The sequence below is a fragment of the Planctomycetota bacterium genome, assembly GCA_021414025.1.
In the GTDB taxonomy this organism is placed as follows: Bacteria; Planctomycetota; Phycisphaerae; order Phycisphaerales; family SM1A02; genus SYAC01.
In genome coordinates, this window is record JAIOPG010000002.1 from 188,236 (window position 1) to 212,430 (window position 24,195).

Sequence of the window (24,195 nt, forward strand, 5' to 3'; positions counted from 1 at the left end):
CGCGCCGTGATCTTCCCGGGGCTCGCGCCCGCGCCTACTTCGCCGTCGACTTCTTGGGGGTCAGACTCGCCTCGATGATCTCGGCCAGCCGCCAGCCCGCCTTGTGGATCTCCAACTCGGTCTGCTGGGCGGCCCAATCCTTGTAGGAGATTCCGTCAGGCATCTTTTTCTCGTTGGCGTCGCCTGAGGCGCTCTCGCCCTTGATGGTGACATTGACGAATTCGAGGCGGTCATGCGCCTTGGTCGCCAACGGCAGGATCTCGTTGGCCCACGCCAGCGCCCACTCGGTGGGCGGCGACTTCGCCTTGGGCTTCCAGTCCTTGGGCTCGGAGTTGGCGAACCACGCCACGATCTCCTCGTCCTTCACCTTGCCCTTGTGGTCGGGCTTCGCCTTGATGTCCTTTTCGACGAGATCCAGGGCCGCCTCGACCGCGTCGGTGTCCCAGAAACTGTGCAGGTTGTCCTTGCTCTTGCTGGACTTCTTGGACGAAGTCTTGCCGCCGGACTTGGAATCGCCCTTCGTGTCGGGTTTGGCCTCTGCCTTGTTGTCGCCGAGGTTGATCGAGAATCCATTGCCGCCATGATCGGGAAAGCTCTTGCCGCCCTTTGACGGATTGACCAGGTTGCCCGCCGAACTGAAATAGGCGTTGCCCACGTGCAGCGGCTGGTGGATGTCGCCGACGTAGTGCGAGAGCAGGATCAGGGCCACCGGCTTGGTGATCTTTCGCTCGTTGCTCTCCGGCTCGTCGCCGGAGAGAACCTTCACGCAGTAGGGAATCATCTGCACGATGTCGTAGGGCTCGGTGCCGAGGTTGCCCTTGACGTACTTGCTTCCATCCACGGCGGGCACGTCGGTGTAGTGAAATTCCTTGTGCGTGGGGGCGTCGCTGCCCTTGGCCTTGGTGGGGGGATTGGCCATCCAGAATGCGACGAGTTGCTCCTGCAGCTGGGGATGATCCTTCAGGATGATCGACTTCGGCTGACCCTTGGGCATCGTGTCCCAGCTCTTGATGGTGTCGGCGAGCACCGCGGCCTCGGCCAGTGTCAGGCCGTCGAGCAGCTTGGTGACCGCGGCACCGGTCGGCGTGTTGGCAAGGCGCATGTCGGCGATGGCGCCGACCGTCTCATGGCCGAGCTTCCCATAGGGATAGACCGGCATCGCCAGAATCAGAGTGACGCAGGACAGGCTGATGATTCGAAATCGCATGGCATCCTTCCGCCACCGGTTCATTGCGGGGCTCGAACAGCCTACCGCACGCGGCCAATTTTCAAGTGGTGTATTCGCTGTTGAGCTTCACATATTCCTCGGTCATTCCGCTGGAAAGGAAGAAATCCGAGTGGCTGCCCAGCCCGAGATCGAATTCGATGTCCACCGTGGGCCGTGAGAATTCCCCGGCGGCGAGCCCGGGGGAGGCGTCGACAGGGCAGCCCTTCTCGAAGAGCAGGACGCCGCCGGCGCGGAGCGTGAGTTTCAGGGGGTCGATCGTGGCGCCGCTGCGCCCCGCGGCCGCGAGCAGACGGCCCCAGTTGGGATCGCCGCCGGTGACGGCGCAGCGGACCAGCGTGCTGGTGGCCGCGGTCCGGGCGACGGCCAGTGCGTCGGCGGCGCTGGCGGCTCCGCGAACCGTCACACGGATGCCGCGGGTGAAGCCCTCGCCGTCGCAGACGACCATCTGCGCGAGTGCCTGGGCCACTTCCACGAAGGCCTGCTGCAATTCCCCGCGATCGGCCGCGGCGTGGCGCTTGCCGGTGGCGAAGGCAAAAACCGAGTCATTGGTGCTGGTGTCGCCATCGATGGAGATGCGATGGAAGGATTGCTCGACCGATGCGCGAAGCATCGCGTCCAGTTCCTGCGGCTCCAGGGCCGCGTCGGTGGCGATCACCGCGATCATCGTCGCCATGTTGGGATGGATCATGCCTGCGCCCTTGGCGACTCCGGTCACGCGGATCGGGGCGCCGCCGTCGGCCGCCATGACTTCGCGCGAGCTCATCTTGGGGCGAGTGTCGGTGGTCATGATGGCGCGGGCGAAGGGCTCGGCGCTGCCCGCCGCGCAACTTGCCGCCAGCGCCGGAATGGCTTCCTCGATGCGGAGGCGGGGCAGGGGCTTGCCGATGATGCCCGTGGAGTTCATGAGCACGGCGTCGGGCGAGCAGTCGCAGACCCGCGCCGTGCAATCGCCGATCGAGTCGGCGTCGGCGAGGCCTTGCTCGCCGGTGGCGGCATTGGCGCATCCCGAATTGATGATCAGCACACTGGCATGGCCGCGCGAATCGCGCAGATGCTGGCGCGAGACCAGGATCGGCGCCGCCGCGAAGATGTTGGTGGTGAAAACGGCCGCGGCCGCGGCGCCTTCGTCCATGCGCAGCATGGCCAGGTCGGGGGCGCCGGTGGACTTGATTCCGGCGGAGACTCCGGCGGCGCGGACACCAAGCGGCCAGGGAGGCGCGGCATGCGGCGGCGCCAGTTTTGGCTCGTGCAAAACTGAGCCTCGCTGCGTTGTTCCAGCCTCGCGTTGTTTCGCGTCGGCGCCTTCGCCGTGGGTTGAATTCGTCTTGACTCTGCTCATGCAACCTCGCTTTCCTTCAGGTCCAGCACCATGGCGATCTCGTCGCAGTTCTGGTTCTTGGGGCACTGGGCGCAATCCTTGGTGACCTTCTGCGGCAGGCTGTTGATGCTCACGGTGCGGAAGCCGCATTTCTCGAAGAAGGCGGGCATGCGGGTGAGCACGAAGAGGCGCTGGATGCCGATGCTGCGCGCCTTCTCGATGAAGAACTGCACCAGCTGCGTGCCGAGGCCGCGCCCCTGGAAGCCCTCGTCGACACCCAGCGAGCGAATCTCGGCGAGGTCGGACTCGTAGATCCACAGACTGGCGCAGCCGCGCACCTTGCCGTCGACGGCGGCGATGCCGAAGTCGGTGATCTTCTCCATGATCTCATCGCGGGTGCGCGGCAGGTTTTCGCCGCGGCTGCTCCACAGGTCGACCAGTCGCTTGATGTCGTCCAGATCCTCGACCACTGCGTCGCGGAAGCCGGTGGCTCCGCCGGCGCTTCGGCGCTTAGGCCGGCGCGTGGCCCGCAAGCTGCGCTTGGCTTCCTTCACTCGCGCATTCACTTGGTCGGGCGCGGTGCCGCCGGGCACGCTGCGGCGATTGAGCGCCGAATCAACGGTCAGCGTGACAAAGACGTCGCTGGTGACCAGCGGAGCGAGTTTGACCATGTCCTCGACGGACAGTTCTTCCAGCGGCTTGCCCTGCCGAACCGCCTCGCGCACCAGCAGCCCGACTTGGTGATGGGCGTCGCGGAAGGCAACGCCCTTGCGCACCAGGTAGTCCGCCAGTTCGGTGGCGTTGGCGTAGCTGGCGATGGCCGCCTTGCGGGCGCGGATGCGGTCCACCTTGAGGCCCTTGAGCACGCGCGGCACCATGCGCAGGCAGAGCGAGAGCGTGTCCATGGCGTCGAAGAGCGGCTCCTTGTCCTCCTGCAGGTCCTTGTTGTAGGCCAGAGGCAGACCCTTGAGCGTGACCAGCAGTCCAGTGAGCGAGCCGATCACGCGCCCGGTCTTGCCGCGGATCAATTCCAGCGCGTCGGGATTCTTCTTCTGCGGCATCAGGCTGCTGCCGGTGCTGACGTCGTCGGCCAATTCGATGTAGGCGGCTTCGCCGGTGGCGTAGAAGATGATGTCCTCGGCCATGCGGCTCAGGTGCAGCATGCACATGGAAGCGGCGGCGACCAGCTCGACGACGAAGTCCCGGTCGCTCACGGCGTCAAGGCTGTTGGCGCTGGGCGTGTCGAATCCCAGATCCTTGGCCAGCTTCTGACGGTCGATGGGATAGGCCGTTCCCGAGAGCGCTCCGGAGCCCAGCGGACAACGGGCCACGCGATCCAGCGCGTCGGCGAAGCGGTCGGCGTCGCGGCGCAACATTTCCACGTAGGCCAGGCACCAATGCGCAAAGAGAATCGGCTGCGCCCGCTGCAGATGCGTGAAACCCGGGAAGACCGTATCGCGCTCGCGCTCCGCGAGCTCGAGAAAGCTCAGATTGGCGGCGTCGATCTCCGCAAGGCGAAGGCGCGTCTGCTTCAAACACCAGAGCCGCAAGTCGGTGGCCACCTGGTCGTTGCGGCTGCGCCCCGTGTGCAGTCGCTTGCCCAGGTCGCCGACGCGCGCGACCAGCTCTCGCTCCACCCAGCTGTGCACATCCTCGTCGACGGCCTTGGTCAGAAGCGAGGGATCGCTCTCCACCAGCGCCGCGATCTCGCGCAGTGACTTCTCGATTCGCGCCCGGTCGCCGTCGGTGATCACGCTGGCCCGTGCCAGCGCGGCGGCCCAGCCGATGGAGCCCTCGATGTCTTCCTGAATGAGCCGCCGGTCGAAGGGCAGGCTGTCGTTGAAGGTGCGAAAGAGCGAATCCTGCTGGCCTTGGATGCGACCCTGCCAGATTGCCGTCACCGATTGGCTCCGCTCTTGTCGCCCACTCGCCTGGAGTCGATGCCGAAGAGCTTGTTCAGCCCGAGCAACGCGCGGATGCGACTTGGCAGCGAGAAGAGGCGGATGAAGCCCTCCGCGTGCTGCTGGTTGTAGACGTCATCCTCGCCGAAAGTGGCGAAGGCCTGCGAGTAGAGCGAATTCGGACTGCGCCGCCGCGTGGTGACCGCGCTTCCCTTAAAGGCCCGCACGGCAACTTCGCCGGTCAGGGGACGGGCCAGCGACTGGATTGCCGCCCATTGGCTTTCGCGCAGTGGCGTGAACCAGCGTCCGTCGTAGATGACGCGAGCGAAATCGTTGGCGAGTTCCTCGCGGAAGCGCATCGAGTCGCGGTCGAGCACGATCTGCTCGAGGCCGCGCAGCGCCTCCATCAGGATGGTTCCGCCCGGGGTCTCGTAGCAGCCGCGACTCTTCATGCCGACCAGCCGGTTCTCGACCATGTCCACGCGGCCAACGCCGTGCTTGGCGCCGATCTCGTTGAGGGCATCGAGCAGCTTCACCGCTGAAAGTTTCTTGCCGTTCACGCTCACGGGCAGGCCATGCTCGAAACCCACGACCACTTCCTCGGGTTCGTTGGGCGCCTGCCGCGGATCCGTGGTGCGGATCCACAGATCCTCAGGCGGCGCGTTCCAGGGATCCTCCAACTCGGCCCCCTCGTGGGAGACATGCCAGGAGTTGGCATCGCGAGAATAAATTTTCGTGGCGCTGGCGGCGCAGGGAATGTTGCGTTCAGCAAGGTAGGCCAGCATCGCCTCGCGGCTGCGCAGCGTCCAGGAGTTTTCGCGCCATGGGGCGATCACTCGAAGCTGCGGAGCCAGCGCCGCGTAGACGCTCTCGAATCGCACCTGGTCGTTGCCTTTGCCGGTGCAGCCGTGAGCCACGGCGTCGCAGTTCTCCTCCAGCGCCGCCTCAACCTGGGCCTGCGCGATGCAGGGCCGCGCGATGCTGGTGCCCAGCAGGTAGCGGCCTTCGTAGACCGCCCCGGACATCACCATGGGGAAAACGAAGTCAGTGAGGAAGGTTTCCTTCAAGTCCTTGATCACGCACTTGCAGGCGCCGGAGTCGGCGGCCTTCTTCTCGATGCCGATCAGTTCCTGCGCGCCCTGCCCGACGTCGGCGACGCACGCCACCACTTCGCAGCCATAGGTGTCGCGCAGCCAGGGAATGACGCAGCTGGTGTCCAGGCCCCCCGAGTAGGCCACGCAGATGCGGCGCGGCTTGCCGGAGCGGGAGGTGGTTGCGGGTGCGGGAGGGTTGTTCTTGATGGCGGTGGTCATGAGTGGCTCCGGGTTAGAAGTGAGTACGTGTCGCGGGTTGGCGTCGCCAGCAAATTCAGCAGCAGCGCATTCTGGATGTGCATGCGGTTCTCCGCCTGGTCGAAGACCACGCTGCGGGCTCCGTCGATGACGGCATCGACCACCTCCTGGCCGCGATGGGCGGGAAGGCAGTGCATGAAGCAGGCGTCAGGACCGGCAATGGCCATGACCTCGGGGGTCACGCTGTAAGGCTGGAAAACCCTGGTTTTTTCTGCGGTTTCGGCCTGCCCCATGCTGGTCCAGGTGTCGGTGTAGACGGCGAAGGAATCCTTGATGCGTCCCAGGTCGCTGGTGTACTGCAGGCTGGCGCCGGAGCGGCAGGCGCGGGCCTCCGCATCGCGGACGATCTCCGGGGACGGGGCGTATCCCTCCGGAGTGACAACGATCATCGACGATCCCAGGGTCGCGGTGAGTTCCATGAGCGACTGGCAGACATTGTTGCCATCGCCCACCCAGGCCAGCTGGTCGCGACGGAAATCGAAACCCAGTTCGGCGAGCGTCATGTAGTCCGCCAGCGCCTGGCAGGGGTGGTGTATGTCGGAGAGCGCATTGATGACCGGGATCGCGGCATTGGCGGCCAGCGCCACGATCGTTTCGTGCTTCATGGTCCGGGCTACGATGCAGTCGCACCAGCGCTCGAGGTTGCGGCTGTAGTCGGCGATGCTCTCGCGCTCGCCGATCCGCTGCTTTTCATGGTCCAGATAGACCGCGTGGCCGCCCATGCGGGCGAAGCCGATGTCAAAGCTGACCCGCGTTCGCAGCGAGGGCTTCTCGAAGAGCATCACCAGCGAGCGCTGCGCGAATTGTTCGCGCCAGCGGCGGATGTCCGCCTTGAGCGACCGGCCGAGTTCGATCAGCGGCATCACCTCATGCGGCCCGAGATCCATGATGCGGGTCAGGTCCTTGCTGGCAAGTCGTGAAGGAAGGGTCTCAAACATTGCAGGCCTCCAGTGCGGGAAGAAAAAGCGTTCCCGCCGCGGATTCGGTGCCCAATGCGCCGAGCACCTTGGCGTCGTCCCAGCCCGTGACAAGGGTGGGAATGCGTGATTGTTCGCTGGCTTCGAGGGCGCTGCGCACCTTGGCGAGCATGCCGCCAGTGATCTCGCCGCTCTTGGTGAGGCGGTCGACGGCGGCGCGGTCGAGCGAGCGGATGATGTTGCCGGCACCATCCTTCACGCCGGGCACATCGGTCAGCAGCACCAGTTGCTCCGCGGTGACCAGCTTGGCGATCGCCGCGGCGGCCTCGTCGGCGTTCACATTCAGCAGGCCGCCCGCATCGTCCATGGCGATGCTGGAAAAGACCGGCGTGCAACCGATGCGCAGGAGCGTCTGCACCAGGTGCGGGTCGCCGCCGGTGATCTCGCCCACGCGTCCTGCGTCGAAATCGTATTTGCGGGTCAGGCGCGAAAGGGTCGTGCCGCCATCGGCCAGCGTGAGGCCCACCGCGTTCACTCCGCAGGCCCGCAGCAGCCCGACCAATTTTGCGTTCATCTGCCCCGCGAGCACGCTGACGATTTCGTCCATGTGCTCCGGCGGCGTGATGCGGATGCCGTCGCGCTTGCCGCTCTTGAGACCGAGCCGCTCAAGATGGCGGTCGACAATGACGCCACCGCCATGCACGACCACCAACGGGCGGCCCTGCGTGATCAACTCGGCAAGTGCCGCGAAGAAGGGGCGGTTGGCCTTGGGCTCGTCCAGAAGCGCGCCGCCCAGCTTGATGACCAGAGGCTTCAAGAAAGCACTCGATCGGCCGCGGCGGCGAGAAGACCCAGGGTCTCCGGGAACCCCAGGCGAATATTCATGCATTGCAGGGCCTGGCCGGCGGCGCCCTTGACCAGATTGTCGATCGAGGAGGCGATCACCAGGTGCCGGGTGGGCTCATCGACGGCAAGCGAGACATCGCAGAAGTTCGTTCGCTCAACGGCGGCGATGGAGCTCCAGGTGCCGGCGGGCAGCAGGCGGATGAAAGGCTCCTCGGCATAGCAGGATTCCAGCGTGTTTCGCACCTCCGCCTCGCCGACGCCGGGGGCGAGCTGGGCGTGAATCGTGCTGAGAATGCCGCGGTCCAGCGGCAGCAGGTGCGGCGTGAAGAGGATGTCCAGCTTCGTCTCCTGACGCATCTCCGGCTGGTGCCGGTGGCGCAGAGGGGAGTAGGGCTGGTAGCTGACCTCGCAGAACAAATTCTTCACCGATGCCCCGCGGCCCGCGCCGCTGACACCGCTGGCCGAATCGACGATCACGGGTCGCGACGCATCGAGAAGGTTGCCCTTCACCAGCGGATGCAGCGGCAGGATCACCGAGGTGGGGTAGCAGCCGGCGCAGGCAATCAGATCGGCCTCGGCGATCGCAGCGCGATGAATCTCCGGCAACCCATAGACGGCGCTGCGCAGCAGTTGGCTTGACGGATGTTCGAATCCATAATGCTCGGGATAGGCCGCCGCGTCGCGCAGCCGGAAGGCGGCGGAGAGGTCGATCACAACCAATCCCTCGGACAGCAACTTCGGGGCCAGCTCGGCGCTCGCTTCATGCGGCGTGGCCAGCAAAATCACGCGGGCACCGCACTGTGCAATGGCCTTGGCCGAGGCGGGCTGGATCGGCAGGTCGTTGACTCCGCGCAATCGTGGAAAGACCTCGGACATGCGTCGCGGAGCTTCGCCGCTCTCCCGATCGGAGCCAAACAGGGCGACCACTTCGACCAGCGGGTGACTGGCCGCGAGACCGGCGAGCTCGGCGCCGGTGTAGCCGGCGGCGCCGACGATGGCGATGCGTGCGGGTTCGTGCATGTTTATTTCCGAGCCGGGCGCCGAGGTCGGTCGCTCGTGCCCTGCAGGATGTTCTTGAAACGCGCGGCCAGGCTCCGTGCCAGCGCCGCGCTCTTGGCCACCAGCAGGATGGTGTCGTCGCCGGCCAGCGTGCCCAGAGAGCCCTCCAGCCGGATGCGGTCCAACTCGACGGCCAGCGGTGTGGCGTGGCCGGTGCGCGTGCGCAGGACCACCATCTGGCCGCCGGCCTCCACGTCGAGCAGGTAGGTCTGCACCGCGGAGCGGATGTCGGAGTTGTTGGTGGCCGCCGAGCCCGGCAACTGCCAGCCCGTCGGTCCCTTCACCACGCCCAGGTCCGCCAGGTCGCGGGAAAGCGTCGCCTGGGTCACATCCACACCCTCGCCGCGCAACTGCTTGAGCAGGCTGTGCTGGCTGGTGACGCGGCCGGCCTGGAGCAGGCGCTCGATCATGCGTCGTCGGTTGGGCTTGGAGGTTTCCATCAAGAGTATAATTATGCAATCTCTGCATAAGAATGCAAGCGGTGAGGAAAAAATAATTTGGTAGTGTCCGCGAGTGACTCCCTCGCGCCGACGCGCTCGAACCTGGACGACGGCGGCGATCGCGGCCCTGGCTGGCGCCGCGGTCGCGAGCGCCGACGACCGGATGGGTCACTTCCTCGATGCCCTGATCAATGTCAAGCCCGGCGACACGAGGCTGGGCAACTACGACGACACCCGCGACTTGGCGGCCTTCTGGCTGATTCCCAACGTCGACCCCTTCTTCGGGTCGCAGAAGAAGTTTATCCATCTGGCCATCGACACTCCGCAGCCCCTCCCGATCAACGCGGGGCGCATCGACCCCTTCCTGAAGACCCTCGATCCGCTCTCGTCCATCGCCTCGCCCCTGCGCAACGTCGAGCTCTGGATGCGGGAGAATCTGAGCCTCCGCAACGATCTCTACGATCTTCTGGTCCTGCAGCGGGCCAGCACCGGACTTCCCGGGCAAGACCGCGGCGCGGTCACCAACCGCTTCAACTGGCGCATGGACTGGAAGGCCTGGGAGATCCAGGGACTTGGCACCGGCTCCTTCACGGCCCAATTCCGCGCCAACAACAATTGGAGCTCCCAGAATGTGAATCTCTCAAACGCCATCGGTTCGACGGCGGTGAACGTGGACACGGCCGAGTCCGCCCAGTACTACGCGCTGAGCCGGCTCTTCGTGCAGCAGGGGTTCTTCGACGACCGAGTGCTGATCGGCGCCGGCAAGATCAACCCCAACGACACCACGGCGGCCAACTTCTTCGCCGGAGACGAGACCAACCAGTTCCTGGCGAGCGTCTTCAACGGCGGCGACGCGCTGCCGGTCGGGTGGAACGGAGTCCTGCCCGGGGTCTACGCCCAGTGCATTCCAGCCGACGGTGTCTACGTCAATGCGATCCTCACCAGCCCGCTCGGGGCTTCGTCAACGGGGTTTGGGCTGAACACGCTGAATCAGGGTCTCTATTTCGCCGGCGCCGAGGCGGGCTTCGTGACCGCGCTGGGGGCCAACCGGGAGCTGGTGGGGCGCTACTCGATCTTCGTCTGCAACACCAACGCGGGCCTGACCACGACCGGCGCCTCGAACAAGCAGTACGGATCGGCGATGGCGATCATCGCCCAGCAGTTCATCGACCGCGACCTGGGAGTGTGGTTTTCCTACCAGCTCAGCGACGCCAACGTGAGCGCCGCCACGCAGGAATTCGCCTTCGGCGCCTCCATCGAGAACTCCTTCGGGCGCTACGGCGACAATTTCGGGATCGCCCTGGGCTGGACCGACTCCTCGCAGTCCGGCGACCGGAACCAGAAGACGATCGAGACCTACTACCGCATCCGGCTGACTGGAAGCATCGAGCTTTCACCCGATGTGCAGATCATCTTCGATCCGTCGAATCCGGCGGCCAAGAGCGGCGCCACCTGGGTCTTTGGCCTGCGGACCAAGATTCATTTCTAGCCGCGAAAGGGACGACTTCAGGAAGCGACTTCGGTCGAGGCGGACTTTGAAGTCGAAGATTCGGCCGGGGTGGCGCTCTTCTTCGGCTTGGCGGTTTTCTTCGGCTTCTTCGCCGTGGTTTCCGCCGTCGTGGGGGCGCCATCGTCCGCGGGCTCCGTGGACTTGGACGACTCAGCCTTGGTCGTTTCGGACTTGGCCGCCTCGGGCTTGGGTGCTTTGAACAAGGCGGGATTCTTGCGCTTGAAGGCGTCGATGCGGGCGCGGTCGGGCGAGAGCATCGCCGAGAGCCGCTTGCCGTTGAAGCGCGGCGGGCTGTCCAGGCGGGCCAGGTCGGTGAGCTTGGCGATCGCCGCGTTCAACTTCACCGCGCCGATCTCCTTGTGCGCCATTTCGCGGCCCTTGTAACTGGCCACCAACTGCACCTTGTGTCCCTCGAGCAGGAAGCGGCGGGCCTGCTGCACGCGGATCTCCACGTCGTGCGGATCCACCTTCATGCTGCGGCCCAAACGGACTTCCTTCATCTCGCTGGTCTTGGTCTTGCGTCCCTGCTTGTCCTTCTTGGACTGCTCGTACTTGTACTTGCCGAAGTCCATGATCTTGCAGACGGGCGGGCGCACGTCGGGGGCGATCTCGACCAGGTCGAGACCCGCCACCATCGCGAGGCGCCGGGCCTCCTCGGTCTCGACGACGCCCAGCATGGTGCCGGTCTCGTCGATTAGCCGGACGGGAGTGATGCGGATGCGGTCATTGATGCGCGGACCGAAGGCGGAATTCGATTCGGGGCGGGACATGGGCGGACGGCGGGGAGGAAATGCGGAGATGGAAGAATCCTTTATGTGGAGAGCAAGCGACAGCGAATCGCTTCTGGAGCGAAGGCCGTGCAAACCGGAATGACCGGAGAAACGCGAGACAACGGGGGCGGACGCATCATGCCCGTACGAAGAATTTCTGAGACATGCAGTCGTTGTCCTCGAGTCGCGTTGCGGCGGAGAAACGTTCTCCACCGGCACGGTAGAAAGTACCTGCTGCAGCATGACCGATGCAAGCCAAAATGCAAGTCTTTTTCCCTTGAAAAAGGGGAATGGCAATGAAGATCATTTCACCGATGGGGAGATCCGTCCGGCCAGGGGCTCGCTCGCGCGGCTCTGGTAATCCCGGGCCAATGCCGAAACAAAGTCGTCAAAGGGCATTTCTCCAGCGTTTTCCGCCTTTCCAAGCAGCCGGACGCTGACCACGCGGCGCTCGGCGTCGCGCGGACCCACGATCGCCAGCACTGGAATCTTCTGTTCGGATCCGATGCGGATCCGGTTCTGGATCCGTTCGGAGCTGGAGTCCAGGGTGCTGCGCAACCCTGCCTGCTGCAGGGCGCGGTGCAGCTCGCGGCCATACTCCTCGCTCTTCTCGCTGATGGGTAGCACGCGCACCTGCTCCGGGCTGAGCCAGAGCGGGAACGCGCCCGCGAAGTGCTCGATGAGGACGCCGATGAAACGCTCGAAGCTTCCAAAAGGCGCGCGGTGGATCATGATCGGCCGGTGCAGTTTGTTGTCGGCGCCCTGGTAGGAAAGGTCGAATCGAAGCGGCAGGTTGTAGTCCACCTGCACCGTTCCCAGTTGCCATGAGCGGCCGATGACGTCGCGCACGATGAAGTCGATCTTGGCCCCGTAGAAGGCGGCTTCGCCCTTCTCCTCGGTGAACGCCACACCCAGGCTCTTGGCGGCGTCCCGGCAGGCCTGCTCGGCCTTGTCCCAGTCGGCAGCTTCGCCAATGTACTTGCTGGAGTCGGGATCGCGCAGGCCCACGCGCACGCGAAAGTCCTTCATGCCCAGCGTGTTGAAAATGAGCTTGACCAGCTCAAGGCATCCCTGCAGTTCGTGCGCGACTTGATCCTCGCGGCAAAACAAGTGGGCGTCATCCTGGGTGAAGCCGCGGACGCGGGTCAGGCCGCCGATTTCGCCGGACTGCTCCCATCGGTAGACCGTGCCGAATTCGCAGAGACGCACGGGCAGATCCCGCCAGGAGCGTGGCTCGCTGGCGTAGATGCGGATGTGGTGCGGGCAGTTCATCGGCCGCAGCAGATAGCCCTCGACCTCGCCCTTCTCCAGGCGGTTGGCCAGTTCGGCACAACTGCAGCCTTCCTTGGCCAGCGCGCTCATGGTGTCATGGTCGACGATGGGGGGATACTGGCTCTCGCGGTAGTAGGGGAAGTGGCCGCTGGTGCGGTAGAGCTCAAGCTTGCCGATCTGCGGCGTGAAGACCTGGGTGTAGCCCTGGCGACGCAAGGCCTCGCCGATGAAGTTCTGAAGTTCCTGTCGGATGACGGCGCCATTGGGAGTCCAGAGCACGAGTCCCTGGCCGACCATCTCGTCGATGTGGAAGAGACGCAGCTGCTTGCCCAGCACGCGGTGGTCGCGCTGCTTGGCCTCCTCGATCTGCTTCATGTGCGTCTCGAGCTCGGCCTTGGACGCGAACGCGGTTCCGTAGACGCGGGTGAGACGGTCGCTCTTCTCGTCGCCATGCCAGTAACTGCTGGCCAGCGAGGTCACTTTGTAGGCGGCGACGCGCCCGGTGGTCGGAACATGCGGACCGCGGCAGAGATCTTCCCAGTTCTTTCCCGGCGCTCCGGTGGCGTACCAGCTCAGCGTCGCGCCGCCCGCGTCGCAGGCGCGCTGGGCGTTGTCGATCTTGTACTTGCTGCCTTCACTCCTGACTTTCACCAGGCCCTGGTCGGCGCCCATTTCATAGCGGGTGAAGGGGCGATCCTCCGCGACAATGCGGGCCATTTCCTGCTCGATCTTGGCGAAGTCGTCAGTGCTGGGAATCTTTCCCGACGGAAAGGCCATGTCGTAGTAGAAGCCCTGCTCGACGGGCGGCCCGTATACCAGTTGCACGCCCGGGTAGAGGTTGGTGATCGCCTCCGCCATGATGTGAGCCGCCGAGTGTCGCAGCAGATAGAGCGCGTCGGCGTCGATGGAGCCGTCGCGCTTCTTGGCGGTGACGATGGCCAGCTGCACATCGCGCTCGATCTTGGTGGCGAGATCGCAGAGCGTTCCGTCGATCTTGGCGCCCAGCGCCGCCTTGGCCAGGCCGGGGCCGATGTCGGCGGCCACCTGCGCCGCGGTCACCGGGGCGTCGTAACTTTTCTTAGTTCCGTCGGGCAGGGTGATGACGGGCATGGTCAGGCTCGCTCCGCTTTCGGCTTGGCGACGGGGAAGAGATCGATCTCGTTGGCCACGGGGCGCGGACGCGACTGCAGCGAGGCCATCTCGGCGGCAAACTCGGCGATGGAGCCGAAGCCGAAGTGCTCGCTCACGAAGCGGATGTAGGCGATGGGATCAAGCTCGCGCAGCTTGCTGGCCAGGCGCTGCCCGATCACCGAGCTCTCGACCTCGCGGTCAAAGTCGCGGTGGATTTCCTCCTCCACCTCACGGCAGAGGCGCTCCTTGTCCTCCTCGCGAATGGGGCGCTTGCCGCAGGCGGCGTGCAGGCCGCGGCTGAGCTTCTCGACTTCGTAGGGCACACGGCTGCCGTCGCGCTTGACCACCACCAGGCGGGCGGTGCGCTCGTAGCGCTCGTAGGTCGTGAAGCGCTTGGCGCAGCCAAGGCATTCGCGGCGGCGGCGGATGGTGTCGCCATCCTCCCCGGGGCGGCTGTCGATCACCTTGTCATTGTCGACGGAACAGAAGGGACATCGCACGGATCAAGTCTCCTCGATCTCGGAGACTTTCTTAGTCACGATCTCGTCCACCTTCGCGGTCTGCTTCTTGGTGGCTTCGTCCACGTCCTTCTGGGCGCGCTCGGCAGCGTCCTCGGTCAGGCCGGATTTCTTGTCGGCCAGCAGGGTGTCGATGCGCTTGTTGGCGTCGCGGCGCTCGTTGCGGATGGCGACCTTGGTGTCCTCCGAAAGTTTCTTCGCCTGAGCCGAGAGCTGCTTGCGCCGATCTGAGCTGGGGGAGGGCACCATGATCCGGATCTGGGCGCCCTCGGTCTGGGGATTGAGGCCCAGGCCCGCCTTCTCGATTGCCTTCACGATCTCGCTCTTGGCCCCGGGATCGAAGGGCTTCACCAGCAGCTGTGCCGGCTCGGGCACGCTGATCGCAGCCAGTTCGCGCAGGTCGGTCAGCGATCCGTAATAGTCCACCTTGATGTACTCGAGCATGGCAGTGGTGGCGCGGCCGGTGCGCATGCCGCGCAGCTCCTTCTGGAGATGCTCCACGCTCTTCTCCATCCGGTCTTCGCATTCAAGCATAATGGTGTCGAGATCCACGCGAATTCTCCTTAGGGGCAGGCGAGAATAGCAGGGTCAGACGGAGACGAGCGTTCCAATCGCCTCGCCGCACATGGCCCGCTTCACGTTGCCCTTTTCATGGAAGTTGAAGACGCGGATCGGCAGCGAATGCTCCATGCACATGGTCATCGCAGTGAGGTCCATCACGGCGAGCCGCTTGGCGATGGCATCGGAGAACTTGATCTGCTCCAGCTTGACCGCCTTGGGATCCTTCTTCGGATCGGCGGTGTAGACGCCGTCGACCTTGGTCGCCTTCAGCAGCATCTGCGCCTGCAGTTCCACACCGCGCAGACTCGCGCAGGTATCTGTTGTGAAGAATGGGTTGCCGGTGCCCGCCGCAAGGATGATCACGCGGCCCTTTTCCATGTGCCGCAGCGCGCGGGCTCTGATGAAAGGCTCGGCAACCGACTTCACTTCCAGCGCCGTCATCAGGCGGCTGGCCACGCCCGTCGATTCGAGCGCCTCGCGCAGTGCGAGCCCGTTGATGATCGTCCCCATCATGCCCATGTAATCAGCAGTGGCCTGGGCGATGCGGCCTTTCTCGGCCAGACGTGCTCCGCGCACGATGTTGCCGCCGCCTACCACGATGGCCAGCTTCAGGCCGGGCACGGCGCGATAGGCCTGGGCGATTTCCTCGGCGATCAGCGCCAATTGGTCGGCTGCGATGCCCAGCTGGCCCTCCTGGGCGAAGCTCTCGCCGCTGAGCTTGAGAACAACGCGTTGAAAGTGCTGGCTCACGAAGGTTCTCCTTGGAAGAGTCGCGTCGGTCGGGACGGGTGGAAACTACACATGGGAGAGGGCCTTCTCAAGATCGCCCATCAGATCCTGCGGATGCTCAATGCCCACGCTGATGCGCACCAAATTGTCTGAGATGCCAAGAGCCTTGCGATTCTCCGGCGGCACGCTGGCGTGAGTCATGATGGCCGGGTTCTCGATCAGGCTTTCGACGCCGCCCAGGCTTTCCGCCAGGGCGAAGAGGGTGACCTTCTCCAGGAAGCGGCGGCTTTCCGCCAGACCGCCCTTGATGAAGATGGTGATCATGCCGCCGAAGGCGGGCTTCCCGCCATGCTGCATCTGCTTCCTGGCGATCGCGTGCTGCGGGTGGGAGGCGAGGCCCGGGTAGACGACGCGCTCCACCTTGGGATGCTTCTCCAGCCACTGCGCGATCGCGAGCGCGCTCTCGCAGTGTCGCTGCATGCGCACCGCGAGCGTCTTCACGCCGCGCAACGCCAGGTAGGCGTCGAAGGGACCCATGACGCCGCCGATGGCGTTCTGCAAAAATCGCAGTTTCTCGGCGAGATCTGCCCGGTTGGTCACCAGCGCGCCGCCCACCACGTCGCTGTGCCCGCCCAGGTACTTGGTGACGGAGTGCATCACGATGTCGAATCCTAATTCCAGCGGTCGCTGCAGCATGGGCGTGGCGAAGGTGTTGTCGCAGACGCTGATGATGCCGCTCTTCTTCGCGATGGCCGCGATGGCGGCGAGGTCGACCACCTTCAGCGTGGGATTGCTCGGCGTCTCCACCCACACCATGCCCGGCTTGCTCTTCTTGATCGCCGCCTCGAAGTGGGCGGGATTGGTGAGGTCGGCGAAGACCGGATTCAGACCGGCGCTGCGCTGGCGCACCTTCGAAAGCAGGCGGTAGGTGCCGCCGTAGACGTCGTCCATGCACACCACCGACGCGCCGGTGTCCAGCAGTTCCAGACAGGTGCCGATCGAGGCCAGGCCGCTGGCGAAGGCGAAGCCGCCGCAGGTGCGCTCCTGGGCTTCGGAGAGCCCGCTGGACTCCAGGTTGGCAATGCATCGCTCGAAGGCGAAGCGCGTGGCGTTGTGGCTGCGCGAATATTCGAAGCCCTTGTGCACGCCGGGGCTCTCCTGAGCGAAAGTGCTCGACGTGGTGATCGCCGGCATGACCGCCCCCGTGATGGGATCGGGATGCTGCCCGCCATGCACGCAGCGGCTTTCCAGATTGAGGGATTCATGAGCCATGTCCAGATGCTAACGGCTGCCGAAGCGAGCCTCCGGCGCGGCGGGCCCTCGGGCGATTCGCGGCACAGAACGCGGGGTTTGCCGCGGAATCAGGGGAGCTGCTTGCGCAGGTACTGGATCAGGTCGATGCGGGTGATGATGCCGTAGAAGTGGTCGTCGTCGGCGATGATCGCCACGCGGTCGGCGCGGAAGATCGGCAGCAGGTCATTCACCGAGGACTTGGGCGAGATCGTCTCCAGCCGGCTAGTCATGTAGTCGCTGACGGGTCTGCGGGCGACGTCGGCGCCCTTGACCAGCGCCAGCAGCACGTCGCTCTCGTCGAGAATGCCGACCACGCGGTCCGCCGCGTCCAGAACGGCCAGCTGGCTCACACCATACATGTGCATGCGCTTGATGGCCTGCTGCACCGGCGTCTGCGGACTCAGCACATAGTCCTCGCGGTCCAGATGGCGCCGCGAGATCAGGTCGCGCAGGTCGCCGTAGGTCTTGCGCTGGATGAACCCGTTGTCGATCATCCACGAGTCGGAGAACATCTTGCTCAGGTACTTGGCGCCGGTGTCGCAGATCAGCGTCACCACGCGCAGCGGCTTGGTCTGCTCGCGGCAGAAGCGCAGCGCCGCAGTCAGCAGCGTGCCCACGCTGGAGCCGGCCAGAACGCCCTCTTTTTTCAGCAGTTCGCGGGCGGTGAGAAAGGCGTCCGCGTCGCTGACGGCGTAGGCCTTGTCGATCAATTTGATGTCCAGAATGCCCGGAACGAAATCCTCTCCGATGCCTTCGACCAGCCAGGAACCCGCCTCGACCATGCGACCGCTGGTGACCAGCGGCTCGAGGATGGAGCCGACCGGATCGGCCAGCACCATCTGCAGCTTGGGATTCTTCGACTTGAGATAGCGGCCCACGCCGGAGACGGTTCCGCCGGAGCCCACGCCCGCCACGAACGCGTCGATGTCGCCCTCCATCTGATTCCAGATCTCCGGCCCGGTGTGCTCGATGTGGGCCAGCGGATTGGCCGGGTTGTAGAACTGATTGATGTAGAAATGGTTGGGCCGCTCCTTGGCGATGCGCGCCGCCATGTCCTGGTAGTACTCGGGGTGACCCTTGGCGACATCGGAGCGAGTCATGATCACTTCGGCGCCCATGGCGCGAAGATGGCTGATCTTCTCGTCGCTCATCTTGTCCGGCACCACCACCACCAGCTTGTAGCCCTTCTGCGAGGCGACCAGGGCGAGGGCCAGCCCGGTGTTGCCGGCGGTCGCCTCGATGATCGTGCCGCCGGGCTTGAGCTGGCCTGAGGCTTCCGCGGCCTCGATCATGGTGACCGCGATCCGGTCCTTGATCGAACCGCCCGGATTCATGTTCTCCATCTTCACGAAGAGCCGGCATGGGCCGCACTCCATCTTCTTCAGTTCCAGCAGCGGCGTGTTGCCGATCATCTCCAGAATGCCGCCAAAAACCGGGGCAAACGTTCGCTCTGGGCTGGCGGTGGAGGGCTTCATGCCCGAAGTGTACCCAGCGATTCCCGGCCAAACCGCGGGGGATTTCTTCGCCACAATACCGGGCATGTCCAAACCGCCCGGAAAGATCAAGAAGGACGCGAAGTCGGCGGCGGGGCGCAACGCGCAGCCGGACCAGTGGACTCTGGAAACGTTCGAGGGTCATCCGGAATTGCGCAAGGCGGGCGACAAGCCTGGAACGGGCGTGACCGCGGATTGGAAATCGCTGCGCCTTCCCGATGGAGCCGCCTCATTGCGCAACCAGCCGCTGGGCCGTGCGGTCGGCAAGGACATTCGCACCGCGGTCGACACCACCGCGGGCCTGGGCTACGACACCTACGCGATGGCGCTGCTGGGCATCGAGGTCTGGGCGTATGAGCGCGATGCGAAGGTGTTCGCCCTTCTTGAAAGTCAATACTCGCAAGCCCAAAAGGATCCAGCCCTGGTCAGGGCGGCGGCAAAAATCCACATCAAACATGGGAATGCGATCAAACTCCTTCCGAAGATGGGGGAACGACCCGACTTGATCCTGCTCGATCCGATGTTTGGCGGGGAGCGCGGCGCGGCGAAGCCATCCAAGGCGATGCAGGCACTCGCGGCCGTGGCGGGATCCGACAATGACTCGGATGAGCTCTTCGAGATTGCGATGGCGTGCGCGGAGAAGCGGGTCATCGTCAAGCGATCTCGACTGGCGCCGCCGCTGGCCGGCCGCGCGCCGGACTGGCAGATCAAGGGAAAACTCCTGCGTTTTGACGTCTACCGCCGCGGCGCGGAGTGATTTCCTTCTACACTGGGCCCGTGCCCATTCCTCGCTGCATCGTCGACCGACTGCCGGCCGTGAAAGAAATATCGTGGCTCGGCAAGGACGAGGCGAAGCACGCCATGGGCAGCCGGCGCTTGGAGGCGGGAGACGAGATTGAGCTGGCGGATGGCCGTGGCCAGGTTGCCACGGCGACCATTCTGGCCAACCGCAACGCCGCGGGCGAGACGGGGGCGCAGGTTTCAAGGATCGAATCGCAGCCGCGACCGCTCCCCGAAATCCATGTCGCCGCGGCGCTACCCAAGGGCGACCGTCTCGCGACCATGCTCGACATGCTCGGGCAGCTCGCGGTGGCCTCATTCACGCCGCTGGATTGCGAGCGCAGCGTGGTGCCCGCGGACCGCTTCGACGCCTCGCGAGCCGGCCGCATTTTCAATGAGGCCCTCAAGCAAAGCCGCGGCGCCTGGACGACCGCGGTGGAAAGCGCACGCACGCCGAAGCTGTGCATGGAAGATTGCCGGTCGAAAAAAATTCCGGCGCTGATTGCGCATCCGGATGGTCAACTGCTGTCGGGCATCAAGCTGGCCGAGCAGCGCTGCATGATCCTGATTGGACCGGAAGGGGGTTTCACCGACGCGGAAGTCGCAGCCGCCGATGAAGCCAAGGCCATTCGTGTTTCGTTGGGTTCCGCCACGTTTCGCATCGAAACCGCCGCCGCCATGGCCGCGGGTTTTCTGCGGATTTCCCCGCAAAAGTGAGCGGTGAAATGGAGTGCATCGGGATCGAACCGATAACCTCCGCCTTGCAAAGGCGGCGCTCTCCCAGTTGAGCTAGCACCCCAGCGGTGGGTGAGTATAGGGGCAAACCGTCATGAATTACGGAAGGAAATTCTCCTCCCGCGATTAGTTCGTGTGGCCGCTCTTGCGCGTGGTGAGGATCTCGATGGCGGTCGGCTCGATCACGCTGACGCGCAGCGCCTCGTCGTAGCGCTTCTCGCCGCGGATGCCGACCAGCGTTCCCAGCATCGTCGCGAGTTGGCTGGGATTCTTGGTGCTGACGTAGGCCACGGTCTGGCCGACGCCCGGATCGACCAGGCGATAGAGCAGCGGCAATCGCTTGCCGTCATAGATGCTGCTGGCGTTAAGGATGCCGACCACGGTGAAATCCGAGCGAGCCTCCAGCGCGATCTTCATGGTGTGGAGCTGCTCCACGTCGGTGTCGATCGCCGAGCGCATCTCGCGGAGTTGGCGGATGCGCTGCTGGGCCTCGATCTGAACTTCGAGCTGCTTCACGCGGGTCGCCACCACGTTCTTGATGTCCGCCTCGCACTCAGGATCGTTCGACAGCATCAGGTAGCGATCCTTGAGCACACCCACTTCACTGGAGGCGAGGGGCTCGGCCTTGACGGTGACCCAGATGGCTTCAAGGTCCTTGAAGGTCTGGCGTCGCTTCTCAATGGCGATCTGCTGCGGGGTCTTGGTTGGCGGCGGCGGAACATGAGCCGCTTCCACGGTTTTTTCCGCTGGTTTTGCTTCGGCGGGAGGATTGTTGGTCACAGTTTCGGTCGCGGGCTTGGTGGCCTGATCGGTGGCGGCCTTGTCCGTGCCGGGAGGTGTCGTCGTCGCATCGCCGATGGTCTTGGGCTTCTCTTCGATCACCGCTGGGGTGGTGCCCGGCGCGGCCGGCACGGCGGGAGTCGCACTCTCAGGTGCCGAAGCGAGTTTCGCGGCCTCGCCGGTGCTGGAGCGCCGCACAAAATTCAGGTTGACATGTCCCTGGCAGGTGGCGGGAACGGCGATCTTGTAGACCTTCTCGCGCTCGCCGTTGATGGTGGCGACCACCTTCAGCATGGTGCCGGAGCTGACCTTGCCGATCGACTTGAAGGAGGAATCCGGATTGCCGTCGGCGCCGATGTTGGGGGCGCGGACGTCGCTCTCGGCGTTCACGGTGAGGGTCTGCCCGTCGGCGGAAAGCACGACGTTGTCATTGGCCAGCACATATCCATAGATGTTCTTGAAAGCTGGGCCGCTGGTGCGCACCGTCGCCCATCCAAAGCCCTCGTCCACGACCTCGACCACGTCGCCCATGGAGAGCTTGCCGAAGGGATAGGCGCTGGAGGCGCTGGGTCCGCAGCGGATGTAGACGTTGTCCGCGGTCACCGTGCCGGTGTACTTCTTGGCGGCCGCGGCTGTCGTCGCGGGGGTCTGCGCCACGGCGCTGAGGCTGAAAACGGGAAGGACGAGAACGATCAGAAGGAGAGCCAATTTCATGGAGCGGATTCTACGCATTCTTGGGGTTGGATACAGTGTCCACTTCATGATTCGCTGCCGGCCAATCCTGGCAAACGCATTTGCCCTTCTCGCCGCTGTTTGCGTTGGATCCTGTGCGTCGCCGATGGATGATCCCGATGGCACCGAGCAATTGCGGCACGCCATGGACACCGCCGTGGCCCGGGAATTGGTCCAGGCCCCGGCGCAGGATCCGCTCAAGGCCGTTTCCCGCGAGAACAACGAGATCTTCAACGCGCTGCAGAAGCGGCGCACGCAATTGGACAAGTTGGGGCCTCAGGTCAACACCGCCGGGCCGGGCCTGGAACTGGGGGCCGACCTCTACGGCAAGCCCTATCCCGAAATCAATCTTTCCCTGAAGGACGCGATCCGGATCGCCGTGGAGCACAACCTGGGCACACAGGTCGCGCGCCTGCAGCAGGGCGTGACGCAGGCGGAACTGGTGGCGGCCCAAGCAGCTTTCGACGCCTCGATCGTGGCCAACACGCAGACCAACATCTCCAACGCGCCCAACCAGGACATCGCAGCGGTGGGCATTCCGGTGGACTTCATGAATCAGTTCCGCCAGTGGAGTTTCTCCAGCGGCATCCAGGCGCCGCTGGTGACGGGCGGACAGTTCAGCGCCACAGTCGGCAGCCTCTATTCCAGCCTCTATCCCACCAGCCTCTACACGCCCAATCCGGCATGGATCAACACGGTGCAGCTGGGCCTGTCGCAGCCTCTTTTGCAGGGTTTCGGCACGGATGTGAACATGGCTTCGATCCGGATCTCGCGCAACAACGACCGCCGCAGCATGCAGCTGCTGCGCTCCAACCTGCTCTCGCTCTGCCGCGACGTGGAGGCCGCCTACTGGCAGGTGGTGGTGATGCGGCAGCGCGTGGTGACGGCGCAGTGGCTGGTGCGGGTGGGTATCGAGGTGCGCGACGTGCTGACCAAGCGGCGCGGCTTCGACGCCACGCTGGCCAACTACGCCGACGCCGTGGCCAAGGTGGAGGATCGCAAGAGTTCCGTGATCCGCGCCCAGCGCGAGGTCACCGCGGCGGTCGACCGCCTGAAGGTTTTGCTCAACGACCCGAATTTCCCGGTGGGCGACGAGACCATGATCGTGCCGACCGACTTCATGGTCGACGAGCCGCTGGCCTATTCGCTCAAGGACGCCATCGGCACCGCGGTCGACCAGAGCCCATTGATCACGCAGGCTTTGCTGGCGGTGGACGACGCCAGCATCCGCCAGGTGGTCGCCGACAACGGACGCCTTCCCTCGCTGAACCTGACGGCGCAGATCCAGTTCCAGGGCATGGACCAGCAGAACGGAAACTACGGCCAGGCGTGGAGCGAGCTGGGCACGGCCAACTTCATGAACTACCTGATCGGTGCCAACTTCAGCCAGCCCATCGGCAACCGCGCGCCGGAGGCGAACTACCGCAAGTCGCGGCTGGAGCGCTCCAAGACGGTCATCGCCTACCGGGCCGCGATCCAGCAGGTGATCTTCCTGGTGAAGGACTCGCTGCGCAGCATCGACGCGCAATACCGGCTGATCGAGCAGACCCGCGCCTACCGGCTGGCCCAGGCGGAGAACATGCGGGCGCTGATGCTCGACGAGCAGACCATCACCAGTCTCTCGCCGGAGTTCCTCAACCTGAAGTTCCAGCGGCAGAACGAGCTGGCCAGCGCCCAGGTGCAGGAGGTGCAGTCGCTGGCGGACTACAACAACGCGATTGCCTCGCTGTGGATGAACATGGGCACCGGGCTGCAGATGAACCGCATCGAGCTGCGCGTCTTCGATCCGGATCCGAAGGACACGGGCGGCGCCGCCAAGAGGGACACGGCCAATGCCGCGAATCCTTCCAAGTAACCACGAAGGCATCGAGCTCGCCGCCCAGCGCATTCAGAGCGGGGGCGTGGTGGTCTTCCCCACCGAGACCGTCTACGGGCTCGGGGCCAGCACGTTTTCGCAGGATGGCTTGAAGCAGATCTACCAGATCAAGGGGCGGCCCTCGGACAATCCGCTCATCGCGCATGTGCTGGACGCGGTGGAGGCACGCACGCTGGTGGCGGACTGGGATCTACGCTGCAGCCGCCTCGCCGCCAAATTCTGGCCGGGGCCGCTGACGATGATCCTGCACAAGACCGCCGAGGTTCCCGAAGAGGCGACCGCCAGCCTGAACACGATCGCGGTGCGCTCGCCGATGCATCCGGTGGCCCGCGCGCTGCTCTACGCCGTGGATGGGCCGATCAGCGCGCCCAGCGCCAACCGCTCGGGCCACGTCTCGCCGACCACCGTCGAGCATGTGGTCGGGGATTTTCCTGAGATTGAGGATCTGCTGGTGCTGGAGGGGGGCCGCGCAAATTTCGGCATCGAGAGCACTGTGTTGGATCTGACCGGGGAAGTTCCGGTGATCCGCAGGCCCGGCTCGATCACGGTGGAATCGCTAACGCGCGTTCTTGGAACTGTGAAGGTGGCGCATGGCATCGGCCAGGGAGTGAGCCCGGGGACGCGACTGATTCACTACGCGCCGAAAATCCCGGCAACGCTTGTGCCGTCGAACCGGCTGGAATCATTTCTGTCGACCTTGAAGGAGCCCGCGGCGGTGCTGACGCTGGACATCGCGCGAGTTGCCGCGCCGCACGTGGGCATTGCGATGCAGGCGGACGCCAAGGCCTATGCGCGGATGCTCTATTCGAAGTTGCGCGAGGCGGAGCTGTCGGGGCTGGCGCACATCGTCATCGAGGAGCCGATGGGCCAGGATGGTTTGTGGTTCGCGGTGCTCGATCGATTGCGCCGCGCGGCGTCGAGCATCTAGTCGAAACTACTCAACGTAATGCGTTT

General features: G+C 64.7%; 21 protein-coding genes and 1 tRNA gene. 5 read left to right on the plus strand and 17 right to left on the minus strand.

Annotated elements, in window-relative coordinates:
* Nucleotides 1-34: 34 nt before the first annotated feature.
* The 8 genes from K8R92_01495 to K8R92_01530 form a co-directional block, all read right to left on the minus strand.
* Nucleotides 35-1,207 carry a hypothetical protein gene (locus K8R92_01495; GenBank protein MCE9618567.1) on the minus strand — a complete coding sequence of 391 codons (1,173 nt, stop codon included), beginning with the start codon at nucleotides 1,205-1,207 and terminating at the stop codon, nucleotides 35-37.
* 61 nt (nucleotides 1,208-1,268) lie between these two features.
* Complete coding sequence (gene argJ, locus K8R92_01500) at nucleotides 1,269-2,567, minus strand: bifunctional glutamate N-acetyltransferase/amino-acid acetyltransferase ArgJ (GenBank protein MCE9618568.1); 1,299 nt, start codon at nucleotides 2,565-2,567, stop codon at nucleotides 1,269-1,271.
* Nucleotides 2,564-4,438: an argininosuccinate lyase gene (gene argH, locus K8R92_01505; protein ID MCE9618569.1), complete on the minus strand. Its 1,875-nt coding sequence runs from the start codon at nucleotides 4,436-4,438 to the stop codon at nucleotides 2,564-2,566. The genes argJ and argH overlap by 4 nt, the downstream gene beginning before the upstream one ends.
* A 5-nt stretch (nucleotides 4,439-4,443) precedes the next feature.
* Nucleotides 4,444-5,760 carry an argininosuccinate synthase gene (locus K8R92_01510; protein ID MCE9618570.1) on the minus strand — a complete coding sequence of 439 codons (1,317 nt, stop codon included), beginning with the start codon at nucleotides 5,758-5,760 and terminating at the stop codon, nucleotides 4,444-4,446.
* Nucleotides 5,757-6,737 (minus strand): ornithine carbamoyltransferase, encoded by a 981-nt coding sequence (argF, locus tag K8R92_01515; GenBank protein ID MCE9618571.1) that lies wholly within the window; start codon nucleotides 6,735-6,737, stop codon nucleotides 5,757-5,759. Before argF ends, K8R92_01510 begins: the two co-directional genes overlap by 4 nt.
* A complete protein-coding gene (argB, locus tag K8R92_01520; protein ID MCE9618572.1) occupies nucleotides 6,730-7,533 on the minus strand; it encodes an acetylglutamate kinase in 804 nt (267 codons plus the stop codon). Before argB ends, argF begins: the two co-directional genes overlap by 8 nt.
* Nucleotides 7,530-8,582 carry an N-acetyl-gamma-glutamyl-phosphate reductase gene (gene argC, locus K8R92_01525; protein MCE9618573.1) on the minus strand — a complete coding sequence of 351 codons (1,053 nt, stop codon included), beginning with the start codon at nucleotides 8,580-8,582 and terminating at the stop codon, nucleotides 7,530-7,532. The genes argB and argC overlap by 4 nt, the downstream gene beginning before the upstream one ends.
* A gap of 2 nt (nucleotides 8,583-8,584) precedes the next feature.
* Nucleotides 8,585-9,061 carry an arginine repressor gene (locus K8R92_01530; protein MCE9618574.1) on the minus strand — a complete coding sequence of 159 codons (477 nt, stop codon included), beginning with the start codon at nucleotides 9,059-9,061 and terminating at the stop codon, nucleotides 8,585-8,587.
* 73 nt (nucleotides 9,062-9,134) lie between these two features.
* Between K8R92_01530 and K8R92_01535 the strand changes: the two genes are divergently transcribed.
* Nucleotides 9,135-10,550, plus strand: a complete 1,416-nt coding sequence (locus K8R92_01535) for a carbohydrate porin (protein ID MCE9618575.1) — start codon at nucleotides 9,135-9,137, stop codon at nucleotides 10,548-10,550.
* Between the two features lie 17 nt (nucleotides 10,551-10,567).
* Here the strand turns inward: K8R92_01535 and infC are convergent, their stop codons facing one another.
* The 7 genes from infC to K8R92_01570 form a co-directional block, all read right to left on the minus strand.
* A complete protein-coding gene (gene infC, locus K8R92_01540) occupies nucleotides 10,568-11,341 on the minus strand; it encodes a translation initiation factor IF-3 (GenBank protein ID MCE9618576.1) in 774 nt (257 codons plus the stop codon).
* A 303-nt stretch (nucleotides 11,342-11,644) separates the two neighbouring features.
* Nucleotides 11,645-13,723 (minus strand): threonine--tRNA ligase, encoded by a 2,079-nt coding sequence (gene thrS, locus K8R92_01545; protein MCE9618577.1) that lies wholly within the window; start codon nucleotides 13,721-13,723, stop codon nucleotides 11,645-11,647.
* Between the two features lie 2 nt (nucleotides 13,724-13,725).
* A complete protein-coding gene (nrdR, locus tag K8R92_01550; GenBank protein ID MCE9618578.1) occupies nucleotides 13,726-14,244 on the minus strand; it encodes a transcriptional regulator NrdR in 519 nt (172 codons plus the stop codon).
* 3 nt (nucleotides 14,245-14,247) lie between these two features.
* On the minus strand, nucleotides 14,248-14,814 hold the full coding sequence (frr, locus tag K8R92_01555) for a ribosome recycling factor (protein MCE9618579.1): 567 nt from the start codon (nucleotides 14,812-14,814) through the stop codon (nucleotides 14,248-14,250).
* A 36-nt stretch (nucleotides 14,815-14,850) separates the two neighbouring features.
* Complete coding sequence (gene pyrH / locus K8R92_01560; GenBank protein MCE9618580.1) at nucleotides 14,851-15,573, minus strand: UMP kinase; 723 nt, start codon at nucleotides 15,571-15,573, stop codon at nucleotides 14,851-14,853.
* A gap of 45 nt (nucleotides 15,574-15,618) precedes the next feature.
* The gene (locus tag K8R92_01565; protein ID MCE9618581.1) at nucleotides 15,619-16,824 is read right to left on the minus strand and encodes a PLP-dependent aspartate aminotransferase family protein; all 1,206 of its coding nucleotides are present in this window, start codon (nucleotides 16,822-16,824) and stop codon (nucleotides 15,619-15,621) included.
* A gap of 89 nt (nucleotides 16,825-16,913) precedes the next feature.
* Nucleotides 16,914-18,320 (minus strand): pyridoxal-phosphate dependent enzyme, encoded by a 1,407-nt coding sequence (locus tag K8R92_01570; protein MCE9618582.1) that lies wholly within the window; start codon nucleotides 18,318-18,320, stop codon nucleotides 16,914-16,916.
* Between the two features lie 64 nt (nucleotides 18,321-18,384).
* Here K8R92_01570 and K8R92_01575 point away from each other — a divergent pair, with 64 nt between their 5' ends.
* Complete coding sequence (locus tag K8R92_01575) at nucleotides 18,385-19,095, plus strand: class I SAM-dependent methyltransferase (GenBank protein MCE9618583.1); 711 nt, start codon at nucleotides 18,385-18,387, stop codon at nucleotides 19,093-19,095.
* 20 nt (nucleotides 19,096-19,115) lie between these two features.
* Nucleotides 19,116-19,835 (plus strand): RsmE family RNA methyltransferase, encoded by a 720-nt coding sequence (locus tag K8R92_01580; protein MCE9618584.1) that lies wholly within the window; start codon nucleotides 19,116-19,118, stop codon nucleotides 19,833-19,835.
* 9 nt (nucleotides 19,836-19,844) lie between these two features.
* On the opposite strand, the gene K8R92_01585 is transcribed toward K8R92_01580, so the two are convergent.
* Both K8R92_01585 and K8R92_01590 read right to left on the minus strand, forming a co-directional pair.
* A tRNA-Ala gene (locus tag K8R92_01585) sits at nucleotides 19,845-19,917 on the minus strand.
* A gap of 62 nt (nucleotides 19,918-19,979) precedes the next feature.
* Complete coding sequence (locus K8R92_01590; GenBank protein MCE9618585.1) at nucleotides 19,980-21,347, minus strand: hypothetical protein; 1,368 nt, start codon at nucleotides 21,345-21,347, stop codon at nucleotides 19,980-19,982.
* A 124-nt stretch (nucleotides 21,348-21,471) separates the two neighbouring features.
* Here K8R92_01590 and K8R92_01595 point away from each other — a divergent pair, with 124 nt between their 5' ends.
* Nucleotides 21,472-23,220 carry a TolC family protein gene (locus tag K8R92_01595; protein ID MCE9618586.1) on the plus strand — a complete coding sequence of 583 codons (1,749 nt, stop codon included), beginning with the start codon at nucleotides 21,472-21,474 and terminating at the stop codon, nucleotides 23,218-23,220.
* Nucleotides 23,198-24,169 carry a threonylcarbamoyl-AMP synthase gene (locus tag K8R92_01600; GenBank protein MCE9618587.1) on the plus strand — a complete coding sequence of 324 codons (972 nt, stop codon included), beginning with the start codon at nucleotides 23,198-23,200 and terminating at the stop codon, nucleotides 24,167-24,169. The genes K8R92_01595 and K8R92_01600 overlap by 23 nt, the downstream gene beginning before the upstream one ends.
* The last annotated feature ends 26 nt before the right edge of the window (nucleotides 24,170-24,195 follow it).

Excerpts from the sequence above, each read along its gene's own strand:
- argC (MCE9618573.1), bottom strand. The coding sequence starts at position 8,582 with ATGCACGAACCCGCACGCATCGCCATCGTCGGCGCCGCCGGCTACACC.
- K8R92_01530 (MCE9618574.1), bottom strand. The coding sequence starts at position 9,061 with ATGGAAACCTCCAAGCCCAACCGACGACGCATGATCGAGCGCCTGCTC.
- infC (MCE9618576.1), bottom strand. The coding sequence starts at position 11,341 with ATGTCCCGCCCCGAATCGAATTCCGCCTTCGGTCCGCGCATCAATGAC.
- K8R92_01570 (MCE9618582.1), bottom strand. The coding sequence starts at position 18,320 with ATGAAGCCCTCCACCGCCAGCCCAGAGCGAACGTTTGCCCCGGTTTTT.
- K8R92_01565 (MCE9618581.1), bottom strand. The coding sequence starts at position 16,824 with ATGGCTCATGAATCCCTCAATCTGGAAAGCCGCTGCGTGCATGGCGGG.
- argF (MCE9618571.1), bottom strand. The coding sequence starts at position 6,737 with ATGTTTGAGACCCTTCCTTCACGACTTGCCAGCAAGGACCTGACCCGC.
- K8R92_01495 (MCE9618567.1), bottom strand. The coding sequence starts at position 1,207 with ATGCGATTTCGAATCATCAGCCTGTCCTGCGTCACTCTGATTCTGGCG.
- K8R92_01575 (MCE9618583.1), top strand. The coding sequence starts at position 18,385 with ATGTCCAAACCGCCCGGAAAGATCAAGAAGGACGCGAAGTCGGCGGCG.
- K8R92_01510 (MCE9618570.1), bottom strand. The coding sequence starts at position 5,760 with ATGACCACCGCCATCAAGAACAACCCTCCCGCACCCGCAACCACCTCC.
- argJ (MCE9618568.1), bottom strand. The coding sequence starts at position 2,567 with ATGAGCAGAGTCAAGACGAATTCAACCCACGGCGAAGGCGCCGACGCG.
- K8R92_01590 (MCE9618585.1), bottom strand. The coding sequence starts at position 21,347 with ATGAAATTGGCTCTCCTTCTGATCGTTCTCGTCCTTCCCGTTTTCAGC.
- K8R92_01600 (MCE9618587.1), top strand. The coding sequence starts at position 23,198 with ATGCCGCGAATCCTTCCAAGTAACCACGAAGGCATCGAGCTCGCCGCC.
- thrS (MCE9618577.1), bottom strand. The coding sequence starts at position 13,723 with ATGCCCGTCATCACCCTGCCCGACGGAACTAAGAAAAGTTACGACGCC.
- K8R92_01595 (MCE9618586.1), top strand. The coding sequence starts at position 21,472 with ATGGATGATCCCGATGGCACCGAGCAATTGCGGCACGCCATGGACACC.